Source organism: Terriglobales bacterium (genome assembly GCA_035454605.1).
Classification (GTDB): domain Bacteria; phylum Acidobacteriota; class Terriglobia; order Terriglobales; family Acidobacteriaceae; genus DATMAB01.
The window spans coordinates 1-13,013 of the sequence record DATIGQ010000106.1 but is presented as its reverse complement, the minus strand read 5'-3'; the positions used below and the strand labels follow the sequence as shown (position 1 = coordinate 13,013).

The window sequence follows — 13,013 nt, the reverse complement described above, 5'->3', positions numbered from 1 at the left end:
AGGTAGTCGAAATACTTCTGCGAATCGCGCAGCGCACGGGCGTAAGCCTCGCGGCCGCGGCGGCGCAGGAAGAGGTCCGGGTCGAAGCCCGGCTCGAGAGTCAGCACCTTGACGTGGAAGTCTTCCGAAACCAGCAGGGCCAGGGAGCGCTCGGCGGCGGCGGCGCCAGCGGTATCCGGATCGAAATTGACGACGAGATTGCGGGTGAAGCGGGCCAGCAGGCGGACCTGGGCTTCGGTAAACGCGGTGCCGGAACTGGCGATGACGTTGTGGAAGCCGGCGGCATCGACGGCGATGCAATCCATCTGGCCCTCGACCAGGATGGCATAGTCGAGTTTGCGGATGGCCTCGCGGGCGCGATCGAGATTGAACAGCACGCGCGACTTGGAATAGATGGGAGTTTCCGGCGAGTTCAGATACTTGGGTCCAGAGCGCTCGTCGGAGGCCAGGGTGCGGCCGGTGAAGGCGACGATCCTTCCGGCTTCGTTGGCGATGGGAAACATGACGCGGTTGCGGAAGCGCGAGTACATCACCGGTGAGGCACCCTCCGCCTTCCAGGCGAACAGGCCGGAGGCGCGCAAGGCCTCCTGGTCGGCAGAATGGCGGAGGTGGTCGCGCAATAGAAAACCGGACTCGGGCGAGTACCCAATGCGGAAGCGGTGAATCGTTTCTTCACTCAATCCGCGACCGGCCAGGTATTCGCGTGCGGAGGCGCCCTCGGGGCGGCGAAGCTGGTCCTCGAAGAAAGCGCAAGCGCGCTCGTGAAGATCAAGGAGAATGCCGCGCAACTTGGCGTCGCGAGCTTCCCCGGGCCCGCTGAATGAAGCCTTGGGTAGAGCAATGCCGGCCTTCTGCGCTACATTGCGCACGGCTTCCGGAAAGCTGACGCTCTCCATCTTTTGCACGAAACTGAAAACATCGCCGGAGGCGCCGCAACCGAAGCAGTGATAGAACTGCCGGGTGGCGTGCACGGAAAACGAAGGTGTCTTTTCCTTGTGAAACGGGCACAGGCCAGTGTAGTTCTGCGCTCCGGATTTCTTGAGCTTCACGTACTCGCCAACCACACGAACGATGTCGGCCTGCTGCTTGACGGTATCGGCGAGTGAGCCGGGGTTGGGCATATTTCTTCGCTGGCCGCGGATAGCCGCGGAATCGCGAGGACGCGAACCGCATTCTAGCCAAGCGTGCTGTGGATAATTGTTACCTGACGGCGGCCTGCTGCTTCAACCGTTCAATCTGGGCGAGGTGGTTGGGGTCATGGCCGGCCATCATTCCGAGAAGCTCGGCCAGCTTGACCTGGCTGCCGCGTTCGGGGTGGAACGCGCCCTTTTCGAGGTCGGCAGGGTGAAGGCGGCGAAGCAGGCGCAGGTTGGCGCGGCGCGCGGACTGGTAAGCGTCAAGCAGTTCCGCCGGGGTGGCTTCCAGATAGCCCAGGTTGCGAGCCCAATCGTCCTGGTCAATGGGAGCGATGACGGGCTCCTTGTCCGCAATCATCTGGCGCATGCGGTAGCCGTAAAGAACTTCAATATCGGCGAGGTGGCCGAGAATCTCCAGAACGCACCACTTGCCGGGCGTGGGCTTGAAGCGCAGGGTGGCGTCGTCAAGGCCGGCCACGGCAGCAGCGATCAGCGAAGGGCCGCGCTCGACAGCGGCCAGCTTGTCGTCGAGTTCCTGTTGGGTCATGTACCCTTCCCACGGCATCTGCTAGGCGCGAAGGACATCTTACAGACTTCCAGAGAAGACAGGCGATGCCAACGGGCCGATGGTGCTTGACGCAAGCCCGGGAAGCCGCAACAGTGGAGACGCCATGAAGATCGAAACACAAGCGGTGCATGCGGGACGCAAGATCGAGTCGCAGTTTAGAGCGGTCGCCACTCCTATCTATCTTTCGACGGTGTACGAACGGGGTGAGGATGGCGGCAGGCTGAGCGGGTACCTGTACGCGCGGGACGAGAACCCCAACCGGCAAGCATTGGAAGAATGCCTGGCAGCGCTGGAGGGCGGCGCGGCGGCGGCAGCGTTCTCCTCCGGGCAGGCCGCGAGCATGGCGGTGCTGCAGAGCCTAAAGCCGGGCGACCATGTAATCGCGCCGCAGGATGTTTTTTACGAAACCGCACTCTTCCTGCGGGGCACCTTCACGATCTGGGGTCTGGAGTCGTCGTTCGTCGACATGACCGACACGGCGCAGATCCGCAACGCGGTGCGGCCTAACACGAAGCTGGTGTGGACGGAGACGCCGTCGAACCCGCTGTTGCGCATAACGGATATCGAAGCGGCGGCAAGCATCGCGCATGAGGCGGGAGCGACTGTGGTATGCGACAGCACGTTGGCGTCGCCGGTGCTGCAGAATCCGCTGGCGCTGGGCGCCGAGCTGGTCTTGCATTCGACGACGAAGTATCTTGGCGGTCATAGCGACCTGACCGGTGGCGCCATCGTCGCGCGGGATGCGGAGCATCCCCTGTTCGCCGGAGTGCGCAAGATGCAGCAGAACGGCGGTGGCGTACCCTCGGCGTTCGACTGCTGGCTGCTGTTGCGCAGCATCCAGACGTTGCCTTACCGAGTGCGGGCGCAGGCGGCGAACGCATTGCGGATAGCGGAGTTCCTGGAGAAACAGCCGGCTGTCGAGCGCGTGCGCTATCCGGGATTGAAGAGCCATCCCGGCCACGCAATCGCGGCCAAACAGATGAAGGGCGGGTTCGGCGGGCTGGTTTCGGTGCAGATCAAGGGCGGAGCGAAAGAGGCACTGGCGTTCGCGGCGCAGTTGAAGCTGATCACGCGCGCGACCAGCCTGGGCGGCGTCCATTCCAACGTGGACCACCGCAAGAGCGTCGAGCCACCGGATAGCAAGACACCGGAGAACTTGCTGCGCTTCTCGATGGGACTGGAGCACGTGGACGATCTGCTGGCGGATGTGGAGCGGGCGTTGAGCGCGTAGTGGTTAGGAGTGCAAGACTTGGGCATTGATTTCCTGAATTCGAGCCAGCGTGATGCCTTGTTCTTGCTCCACGGCCAGTGGATGATCAGTCGGCTGGACAATGATTCTGGGTCGAAGTCCCTTTGAGCGCAGGCAAACGTTGACCTTCAGGTTGAGCGTGTCAGAATAGAAGTCCATCCGATTACTAAGCCAACCGAACATGGGCTCGAACCGGTCAAGCTCTGGATCGTCCCAATGGTCTACCACGAGCTGGAAATTCTTCTTGCTCAGTGAACTCCACACTCCCCAAAGGAAGTGGTCAGAAGTACCTATGATAGGGATCTCGATCACGCCCCGTATGAAGTAATCATCCTCTATGACACACAGGTCGCTGTCGAGAAACGCATTCTTACGAGCGTCGTCGGAAAGCACTGAATAGTAGTAGGGCTCATCCCAGGCGACATCGAGCGGCAGACCGGTGTGCCATTCCTTGCACGTGTGGCATTGCCACCGAATGGCGCTGCTGGATGCTAGTGGTTCGTCTCGAGGCACGGCTTACTCGACGGTTCTTTCAGTCCCGCCTGGACAAGCTAACATGCACGCCCTCCTATTGCCTCCTCGCTCGCAAACTCGCTCGGAGCCAGTCGGGCGCTGGTTCGTTAGACCGCCTTCCCAGGGCTTGTTCGCCCGCCTGCGGCGGGCCTCACCGCCCTGGGCTACTTTCATTCCGCGCCTTCGGCGCTGGGGCAGTACCAAACCGAGAGGCATGTCAGCGCTCCCAAGGTAACTGACCGCGCACCGAAACGGCTGAGTCCCCTCCTAGGTTCGCAAATCCACGATGGTGGCTCCCGCCCCGCCTTCGTTCTGCGGCGGTTCGGCGATGGAAGCCACGTGCGGGTGCTTTTCGAGGTACTTGCGCAGGGCCTTGCGCAGGACGCCCATGCCGCTACCGTGCACGATGCGTACGCGGGTGAGGCCGGCGAGAAAGGCGCGGTCGAGGAACTTTTCCACGCGGCTGGTCGCTCCGTCGACGCTGTCACCGATGACGTTGAGTTCGGCGGGCGCCGCGTTTTCGTCGTCGGAGAGTGAGACGGCGATGCCACGGGCGCGCGCAGCCTTGACGGGAGATTCGGCGGCGCGGGCGGCCACTTCGGCGATGTCGCTGCGCGGGATGCGCATCTTCATGGCGCCGACCTCGACCTCGAAGGTATTGGGGTCGAGCTGGCGGCGGACCACGCCGGAGCGCCCCAGCGACTTGAGCCTGACGGTATCGCCTTCGGCGACGTTGCGTACCAGCGCGGGCTGGGCGTGCGGATCGCCGCGGTCGGCGCCGGTGGAGTGGGCGACCACGGCGGAATCGAACTGCTCGCGGAACTCGCGGCGAAGACGGGCGAGACGGCGGTCGGCGTCCTTGGAAAGCTTGAGCGAAGCCGCCCGGTCCTGCACGGCGGTCACGGTTTCGCGGACGCGATATTCGAAGTCGCGCAGCACGGCTTCAAGCTTCTTTTCCAGCTCGCGAACCTTGGCGCGCTGCTCGTCCATGCCACGGGCAGCCAGGCGCGAGCGCTCGCGGGCGACTTCTTCTTCCTGACGGGCAAGGCGAGCGCGTTCTTCTTCGGCCTGGCGCAGTTGGTCATGCAGGCGATCGAGGAAGCGGGCGACGTCCTGGGTGCCCGAGTCCAGGCGGGCGCGGGCGGCGGAGATGATCTCCGCGTTCAAACCGAGACGCTGGGCAATATTGATGCCGGCCGAAGCTCCGGGAACGCCCACACGCAGCTCGTAGGTAGGGCGCAGAGTGTTCTCATCGAAGCCGACCGCCGCGTTCAGGACGCCGTCTGTGTTGGCGGCGTAGACCTTGAGCGAGGTGTGGTGCGTGGAAACGATCGAGAGCGCGCCCATGCCGCGGAAATGGTCGGCGATGGCGACCGCGAGGGCGGCGCCTTCCTGCGGGTCGGTGGCCGAGCCGAGTTCATCCAGCAGCACCAGAGAGCCGGGCGTGGCGGTGCGTGCGATGAAGTCGATGTTGGTCACATGAGCGGAGAACGTCGAAAGATTCTGCTCGATGGACTGATAATCGCCGATGTCGGCAAGCACGGCGTCGAAGACCGGGAATTCGGCATTGGTCGCGGGCACAGGGACGCCCGCTTGCGCCATCAGGGCCAGCAGGCCGACCGTTTTCAAGGCCACGGTCTTGCCGCCCGTATTGGGGCCGCTGATGACGAGCTGGCGATGGCCTTCGTCGAGACGCAGGCTGATGGGAACCGGCTGTGCACCGTGCAGTCGAAGGCTGCGCTCCAGCACCGGATGGCGCGCGGATTCGACGATCAGGCTGCCCGTGCCGAAGCGTGCGGCGACGCAGTCGTACTCCTCGGCGAAACGGGCCTTGGCGAATTGCAGTTCGAGCTCGGCCAGCACATGCGCCGCGGCGGCAATGGCCGGAGCCTGAGCCGCGATGCGCCGGGTCATCTCCAGCAGGATGCGGCGGACCTCGGCCTGCTCTTCTTCCAGCAAGCGAACGAGTTCATTGTTCTGTTCGATGGTTTCGAGCGGCTCGATGAAGATGGTTTGGCCGCTGGAGCTGGCGCCATGCACGACCCCGGATATCTTGCGCTTCTGTTCCACCCGGACCGGGATGACGAAACGCTCGCCGCGAATGGTGATGAGTTCATCGGTCACGGCGTCGGCCTCGGCCAAGCGGCGCAGATAGACGCGGAGCGAGTTCTGGATGTGGCGCTTCTGCTTCTCGACCTCGCGCCGGAGGCGAGCGAGATCGGGCGAGGCGTGATCGTCCAGGGTGCCGTCGGGCAGAATCTTGTTGCGGAAGAAGCGCAGGAAATCGCCGAAGTCGGCGACTCCCGCCGACAAGGCCGCGACCTCCTCCCAGGAGCCCTGGAGCGTGGCCGGCGGGTGAAGCGCAAGCACACGCCACTGCGCGGCACGATCCGTCAACTCGATCACGGAGACGATTTCAGGCGGCTCCAAGGCCACGCCTTCGATGCGGGCACGTTCGAGATGCGGTTCGGGGTCCGTCAGGCCAGAGAAGTCGAAACGACCGCCAGCCTGTAAGAGCTGCCGGACCTCGGCAGTAAGGCGATGCTGGCGCTGGAGCCAGTCATGGTCCGACACCGGCGCAAGAGACTCAATACGGTGGCGGCCGAGGGGGGAGGCGGAATAGGCGAGGAGGATCTCGCGCAGCGAGTCGAACTCAAGGACGCGGGCGCTGGTGTGGAGGGTCGGCGCAGGAGACATGGCGGCCGGCTTCATGGTACCGCAGCGGCGTCAGTGCGTGACGGGAGGGCGGTTGGCGGCAGCGCCAGCTATGGCGCCCGGCAAAGGCTTGGCCTCGACCACGGCGGGCAGGCGCACCACGAAGCTGGCGCCACCCTGAGGCCGGTTCGCGCAGACGATCTGGCCCCCGTGTTCGGCGACGATGCCGTAGGCAGCGCTCAGGCCGAGCCCAGTTCCCTTCCCCACCGGTTTGGTGGTGTAGAAGGGATCGAAAACGCGCTGGGGATCGGTGACGCCGGGTCCCGTGTCGCTGAACTCCGCGACCACGTAGTCGTTTTCGTGGAAAGTGCGGATGGCGAGCGGCCCGCCGCCGCCGGCCGCCATGGCGTCCGCGGCATTGTTGATGAGGTGGGAGAAGACCTGGAAGAGATGGCTTTCGTCGGCCATGACAGCGGGCAGCTCGGGCTTGAGGTGCATCTCGAGAAAGATGTTCTGCTTGCCGAGTTGAGACTGGCGCATCTTGACCGCGCTGGCAATGATGGCGTTGACGTCGACGCGCTTCTTTTCCGCCGGAGACTGCCGGGCGAAGCTGATGAGATTGCCCACCAATTCGCGGGTGCGCCGGGCCTGGCGGCGGATCTTGTCCGCCAAACCGCGCTCTTGATCGTTGAGCGCGGGGTCAGATTCCAGCATGTCGGCGTAGCCCAGGATGGCCGTAAGAGGATTGTTGATCTCATGAGCGGCCCCGGCCACTAATTGGCCCATGGCCGCCAGCTTGGCGGAACGAACCAGTTCATCCTGCAGCACTTTCTGCCGGGCGAGCGACTCCTCGGACGCGCGCAGCAGGCGCAGGAGTTCATGATCCAGGGTGTGCTGCCGCCAGAAAACCAGGAAGGAAAACACGAGAAAGGCACCCAGAGACACGACCAGCCGAAAATCGCGAACCATCTGCGGCGCCGCACTGCCGAAGACGCTCCAAAAGATCAGCAGAGGGATAGAGAGGACGGTGGCCATGGCCAGCCGGGCCGGCCACATGGCGTGATGGCCCCCTTCTTCTTCCACCGCTACACCGGGGGCAAGCTTCTGGGCAAGGAGCGCGACCCACACGAACCAGGCCATGGAAGCGACCAGCGGAACGTCGTAGAGGCTGCCCGTGTAATAGGCCTTGGTGTCGATGGCAATGTTGACCCAGTGCGAGCCGAGCTCGTAGAGCGCGGTGGCGCCAAACAGGTGACCGTAAACGCGTTTCCACAGTCCCTTGGTGGTCAACCAAAGCAGGCCGGCACCGGCCATGAGAACGAACTTCTCAATGTCGTAGAGCAGGTTGAAACTGTACCCGTAGAGGGCCTCGCTAAACTGCACATACTGCCAGGGAATGACCAGGATGAGATACAGGTAGAGCCACCAGAGCATCAGGAGGAGAAAGTCGATATATCCCAGTCGCTGGCGGCTTTCGCTGCTGGGTAGATGGGGACGAATCGCCAACGCACCCATCATGGGAACGATGTGCAGGAAGACGACGACATCGGCAACGAACGGGTTGGGTACTTCCGTGCGGCGCACGATCTCATACCAGGTCCAAAGGACCTGGCCGGTGAGCCAGAGGCCGGAACCGAGAGCCATCAGGCTCCAAAAAGCACGGCGGCGACCACGCGTGCCGATGGTGTTCAAGAGCATGGCGGCCAGGACCGCAGCCAGCAGCGCGGTTTGCAGCAAGTTGCCGAACGCGGTCAGCCAGTATTGGCGCTGGAAGTGGCCCCATTCCACACTCAAGGACACGACAAGGTGGACCAGCACAATGAGGCCGGCGATGGCCAGCCACACACGTCTTCGGGAGACAGGCATAAAACTCTGCTGGTGCCGATTCTAGCTCTGCCGGGCAAAAGAACAAGTTACGGAAGTACCCGGATACCAAACCAGCTACTAACGCCGGTTGCGCCCCCTAGCCCCCGGGAAGCGGTGAGAGGTCTGCTAGAATTCGCCTGCTATGGCCTTCCCGGAAACCCGCATGCGGCGGCTGCGGCGCACGGAGAAATTGCGGGCGCTGGTGCGCGAAACGCGGCTCTCGCCGCAGTGCCTCGTATATCCAATGTTCGTGTGTCCGGGAAAAGGGGTGCGGAAGGAAGTGCGCTCCATGCCGGGAGTCGCCAACCTGTCTGTGGACGAGGCCGTAGTGGAAGCCCGGCAGGCACAGACGCTGGGGATTCCTGCCCTGATCCTGTTCGGGTTGCCCGAAACCAAGGATGAGGTGGCCACCGGGGCATGGGCCGAGGACGGCATTGTGCAGCAGGCGGCCCGAGCAATCCGGAAGGAAGTGCCCGAGCTCATCCTGATGGGCGACGTGTGCCTGTGCGAATACATGTCGCACGGGCATTGCGGAATCGTGCGAAGCGCCCCCGGCGGAGAGTACGAAATCGTGAACGATGAAACCCTGGAACTGCTGGCGCGAACCGCGGTTTCTCTGGTCAAAGCCGGGATGGACATCGTGGCGCCTTCGGACATGATGGACGGCCGGGTAGCGGCAATCCGCAAAGGACTGGATGCGGCCGGACTTACCAACACGCCCATCCTTTCCTATGCGGCCAAATTCGCCTCGGCCTTCTATGGGCCGTTTCGCGAGGCGGCCGATTCAGCGCCACAGTTCGGCGACCGGCGGTCATACCAGATGGATCCGGCGAATCGGCGCGAGGCCATGCGCGAGATCGAGCTGGACCTGCAAGAAGGCGCCGATATGATCATGGTGAAGCCCGCGATGCCCTACCTGGACGTGATCCGGGAAGCGCGGGAGCGCTTCGAAGCGCCTTTGGCGGCGTACCAGGTTTCCGGCGAATACGCCATGATCGAAGCGGCGGCGCGCAACCAATGGATCGACCGGGAGCGCGTGATCCTGGAGTCGCTCACCGCCATCCGGCGGGCCGGAGCGGACGTGATCCTTACCTACCACGCCAAGGACGCGGCCCGGCTGCTGGGCGGCTGTTCCTAAATCCTCTTTACCAATGCAAAGATGGTTTCCGCGGCCTGGCCGAGGCGGCGGACCTCGTCCCTTGGCAACGAGCGCAGGGCGCGGGCGAGCTGCTCGACGCGCCGGCGGCGGCCCTGCTGCATGACTCGAACGCCTCTGGGTGTGGGGACGAGGCGGAGCTTGCGGCGGTCGGCTCCGACGGCTTCGGCGCGCACCAGGCCGGAACGACGCAGCCCCGCGACGATGCGGCTCATGGTCGGCGGCCGCACCTGCTCGGCTTCCGCCAGTTCCTTGAGCGAACGCGGCCCGGCGAAGACCAGGACCGACAAGGCGGAGAGCTGGGCGGGGCCGACGCCGGAAGCGCGGTCCTGGGCGCGCAGCCGGCGCAGCAGCCGGATGGCAGCCGAGTGCAGGCGGTCCGCCACCGCGTGATCTGTGCGATTCCCGTGGGGCGCGCTTTTTGGCTTGCGTTCCGGCATTTAGTTAGCTATGCTAACTATATTGCAGATGCGCTGCAAGGAGGTTTTAGCCATGGGCACAGAATTGGCGCTCGGAGCCATCGGCCAGATCAGCGTGACGGCGCACGATCTGGACCGGGCGGTGGCATTCTACCGCGACGTACTGGGCATGAAGTTCCTGTTCCCGGCCGGATCCCTGGCATTCTTCGACTGTAACGGGATCCGATTGATGCTGGCGGTGCCGGACAAGAAAGAGTTCGACCATCCCAGCTCCATCATTTATTTCAAGGTCCCGGACATCCAGAAAGCGCATGCCGCCCTAACGGAGCGCAAGGTGAAGGTCGAGGAACCGCCCATCCTGGTAGCCAAGCTGGAGAAGTTCGACCTGTGGCTGTGCTCGTTCCGGGATTCCGAGGGGAATCTGCTGGCGCTGATGAGCGAAGTGGCAAGGTAGCCGCGAAACTCGCGTCCCTGCGCGGGGCTCGAATACAATCGAGCGCGTAGCCATCTCCGGAAGCAGGGAGCGCGAACTTGGCTGAGACCATCTACGATGTGGCCATCCTGGGCGCGGGACCGGGCGGATACACGGCCGCCATCCGCGCCGGCCAGTGGGGCCTGAAGACCTGCCTGATCGAAAAAGACGCCAAGCTGGGCGGGACCTGCCTGCAAGTGGGCTGTATCCCTACGAAAGCGCTGCTTTTCAACGCCGAAATTTATGACCATCTAAAGGCCGCCAAGGAATTCGGCATCGAAGGCGTGACCAGCCCCAAGATTAACTGGGCTACTGTTCAGGATCGCAAGAACAAGATCGTGGCCAAGCACACCAAAGGACTGGACTACCTGATGCGCAAGAACAAGGTTACGGTGGTCGGCGGGTTCGGCCGGCTCACGGGACCGCGCAAGGATGGTGTGCTGACAGTGGAGGTGGTTCCGGCGGACGGGAAGGGCGCAGCCACGACGGTGAAGGCGAAGAACGTCATTCTGGCGACCGGCTCCGAGGCGAGAATGCTCCCTGGCCTGAAAGCGGATGAGCGCATCCTGACGAACATCGAGATCCTGAGCCTGGATGCGATTCCCAAGTCCCTGATCGTGGTGGGCGCGGGAGCCGTGGGCGTGGAGTTCGCATCGATCTTCCGCTCGTTCGAAAGCGAAGTGACCATTCTGGAGATGCTGCCCCGGCTGGTGCCGCTCGAGGACGAAGAAGTTTCCAAAGAATTGCTGCGATCGTTCAACAAGAAAGGCATCAAGAGCCATACCGGCGCCAAGGTGGATAAGGTCGAGAAAACGAAGACGGGCGTGGCAGTGAGCTTCACGGCAAGCGACGGCAAGCCGCAGAGGGTAGAGGCGGAGAAGATTTTGATCGCGGTGGGACGGGCGCCGCGCACGGAAGGCATCGGCCTGGAAAAGACGAAGGTCAAGAGCGAGCGCGGATACGTCCACGTGAACGAGTGGATGGAGACCGCGGAGCCGGGCATGTATGCCGTGGGCGACATCCTGGCCGGGCTGCCGCAACTGGCGCACGCGGGGATGATGGAAGGCATCGTGGCGGTGGCGCGCATCGCGGGCAAGCCGGCGCGGCCGGTGCGACGCGAGCGCATTCCCAACTGCACGTACTGCGAGCCGCAGATCGGGAGCGTGGGCCTGACGGAAGCCGCAGCGAAACAGGCGGGGTACCAGGTGAAGGTCGGCAAGTTCCCGTTCACGGCAAATTCGCGAGCCAGCATCGTGGGCGCGCACGAAGGGTTCATCAAGGTGATCGCGGAAGCGAAGTATGGCGAGATCCTGGGCGTGCACATCATCGGTCCGTCAGCGACCGAGTTGATCGCCGAGTCGGTGGCGGTGATGGAACTGGAAGGCACGGTGGACGATCTGATGTTCACCATCCATGCTCACCCGACGCTGTCGGAAGGAATGGGAGACGCGTTCAATGCGGTAGAGGGAGTCGCGATCAACTTTTGATCTCTGTGGTCCAACTCGGGACCGTGGATTACGGCACAGCGCTCGAGCTGCAGCACTCTCTTGTGGAACGGCGCAAGCGAGGGGAAATCGGCGATGTGCTGATGCTGCTGGAGCATCCGCGGGTGATCACGCTGGGGCGGAATGCCAGGGCGGCCAACGTGATTGCGGCGCCGGAGCAGCTTGCGGCGCGGGGGGTCGAGGTCTTCGAGTGTGACCGCGGCGGCGACGTGACTTATCACGGACCGGGGCAGTTGGTGGGCTATCCCATCTTCGACCTGCGTGGATTCGTGCCACCCGTCGGCGCGGTGGAGTTCGTGCGGCGGCTGGAGGAAGTGCTGATTCGTACTTGCGCGGACTTCGGCATCGCGGCCGAGCGCGTGGCGGGGATGACCGGGGTGTGGACTACGCCGGGCTCACCACAGAGACCCGGAGAGACGGAGAAGGAAAAGCCACAGGGCAAGATCGCGGCGATTGGCGTTCACATCTCACGCGGAGTGACCTCGCATGGGTTCGCGCTAAATGTGAACACGGATTTAAGCGACTTTGAGCTGATCGTACCCTGCGGTATCTCGCAGAAGCCCGTGACTTCTATGGCGAAGGAATTGGGAACGACGATCCCGCTGTCTGAGGTCGCAGACGTGGTGGCGCGGCGGTGTAGCGAGGTGTTCGCGAGCGAGGTCCGCCCGGTGAATGCGCTCGATGCGTTGCTGGGCCACCCGGTGGGCGTGCCCATGCGGGCGCCGGAGGAGATCCGAAAGCTGCGGGGCGAAAGCGAAGAGACGTGGGCGTAAGGATGAAGAACAAGCACAACAAGATGCAGGCGCAGAGCAAGGACGGAGCTAAAGCTGCGCCTGCCCTATCGGCAAAGATCGCCCACCCCATCGAAGACCTGCGGCTGGAGAAGCCGACCTTCCGCGTGATCGAAGTCGTGCGCGACGGCGAGGTGCGCTACGAGGTGCGCGGGAAGCTGGATGGTCAGGTGCCGCCGATCCGCGAATCGAAGTATCTGAAAAAGGAACAGGGCGTCGCGATCTATCGCTGGATGCTGCTCAATCGAAAGATGGAGCAGGCGCTCGAGAATCTGTACAAGCAGGGGCAGGTGGTAGGCGGGGTGTACTTCGGGCTGGGGCAGGAGGCTTGCTCGTGCGCCTCCGCCTATGCGCTGAAAAAAGAAGACTGGCTGGCGCCCATGATCCGCAACCAGGGCTCGCTCCTGGTGAAGGGCTTTCCGGCGCGCGACATAATGATGCAGTACATGGCCAAGGGCGGCTCGCCCACCAAGGGCCGCGACGCGTCGTCGCACTTTGGCGATATCAAAGAGCGCAACGTCTGCGCGCCCATCTCCATGCTCGGCGACCTGATTCCGGTGCTGGCGGGGGTGGCGCTGGGTGCGCGCATGCAAGGGCGGAACATCGCGGTGATGACCTACATCGGCGATGGGGGCCAATCTACCGGAGTGTTCCACGAAGGGCTGAACTTCGCCGCGGTGCAG

General features: G+C 63.5%; 12 protein-coding genes. 6 read left to right on the top strand and 6 right to left on the bottom strand.

Going from position 1 to position 13,013, the window contains the following annotated elements:
- Positions 1-1,121 (bottom strand): DNA primase (gene dnaG / locus VLE48_07530; GenBank protein ID HSA92845.1); only part of this gene is annotated, 1,121 nt, incomplete at its 3' end.
- Between the two features lie 79 nt (positions 1,122-1,200).
- Positions 1,201-1,683 carry a DinB family protein gene (locus VLE48_07525; protein ID HSA92844.1) on the bottom strand — a complete coding sequence of 161 codons (483 nt, stop codon included), beginning with the start codon at positions 1,681-1,683 and terminating at the stop codon, positions 1,201-1,203.
- 124 nt (positions 1,684-1,807) lie between these two features.
- Here VLE48_07525 and VLE48_07520 point away from each other — a divergent pair, with 124 nt between their 5' ends.
- Positions 1,808-2,935 carry a PLP-dependent transferase gene (locus VLE48_07520; GenBank protein HSA92843.1) on the top strand — a complete coding sequence of 376 codons (1,128 nt, stop codon included), beginning with the start codon at positions 1,808-1,810 and terminating at the stop codon, positions 2,933-2,935.
- 3 nt (positions 2,936-2,938) lie between these two features.
- On the opposite strand, the gene VLE48_07515 is transcribed toward VLE48_07520, so the two are convergent.
- From VLE48_07515 to VLE48_07505, 3 genes are all read right to left on the bottom strand, one after another.
- Positions 2,939-3,466 (bottom strand): DUF2199 domain-containing protein, encoded by a 528-nt coding sequence (locus VLE48_07515; GenBank protein HSA92842.1) that lies wholly within the window; start codon positions 3,464-3,466, stop codon positions 2,939-2,941.
- A 267-nt stretch (positions 3,467-3,733) separates the two neighbouring features.
- Positions 3,734-6,163: an endonuclease MutS2 gene (locus tag VLE48_07510; GenBank protein HSA92841.1), complete on the bottom strand. Its 2,430-nt coding sequence runs from the start codon at positions 6,161-6,163 to the stop codon at positions 3,734-3,736.
- Between the two features lie 30 nt (positions 6,164-6,193).
- Positions 6,194-7,987: an ATP-binding protein gene (locus VLE48_07505; GenBank protein HSA92840.1), complete on the bottom strand. Its 1,794-nt coding sequence runs from the start codon at positions 7,985-7,987 to the stop codon at positions 6,194-6,196.
- 142 nt (positions 7,988-8,129) lie between these two features.
- Here VLE48_07505 and hemB point away from each other — a divergent pair, with 142 nt between their 5' ends.
- Entirely contained in the window at positions 8,130-9,125 is a 996-nt protein-coding gene (gene hemB / locus VLE48_07500; GenBank protein HSA92839.1) for a porphobilinogen synthase, read from the top strand.
- On the opposite strand, the gene VLE48_07495 is transcribed toward hemB, so the two are convergent.
- Positions 9,122-9,529, bottom strand: coding sequence for a MarR family transcriptional regulator (locus VLE48_07495; protein HSA92838.1), 408 nt, complete (start codon positions 9,527-9,529; stop codon positions 9,122-9,124). The genes hemB and VLE48_07495 overlap by 4 nt on opposite strands.
- Before the next feature lie 106 nt (positions 9,530-9,635).
- Between VLE48_07495 and VLE48_07490 the strand changes: the two genes are divergently transcribed.
- The 4 genes from VLE48_07490 to VLE48_07475 form a co-directional block, all read left to right on the top strand.
- Positions 9,636-10,016 (top strand): VOC family protein, encoded by a 381-nt coding sequence (locus tag VLE48_07490; protein HSA92837.1) that lies wholly within the window; start codon positions 9,636-9,638, stop codon positions 10,014-10,016.
- Positions 10,017-10,093: 77 nt separating this feature from the next.
- The gene (gene lpdA, locus VLE48_07485) at positions 10,094-11,521 is read left to right on the top strand and encodes a dihydrolipoyl dehydrogenase (GenBank protein HSA92836.1); all 1,428 of its coding nucleotides are present in this window, start codon (positions 10,094-10,096) and stop codon (positions 11,519-11,521) included.
- Between the two features lie 5 nt (positions 11,522-11,526).
- Complete coding sequence (lipB, locus tag VLE48_07480) at positions 11,527-12,312, top strand: lipoyl(octanoyl) transferase LipB (protein ID HSA92835.1); 786 nt, start codon at positions 11,527-11,529, stop codon at positions 12,310-12,312.
- A gap of 2 nt (positions 12,313-12,314) precedes the next feature.
- Positions 12,315-13,013, top strand: a 699-nt coding sequence (locus VLE48_07475) for a thiamine pyrophosphate-dependent enzyme (protein ID HSA92834.1), incomplete at its 3' end; no start/stop codon positions are given.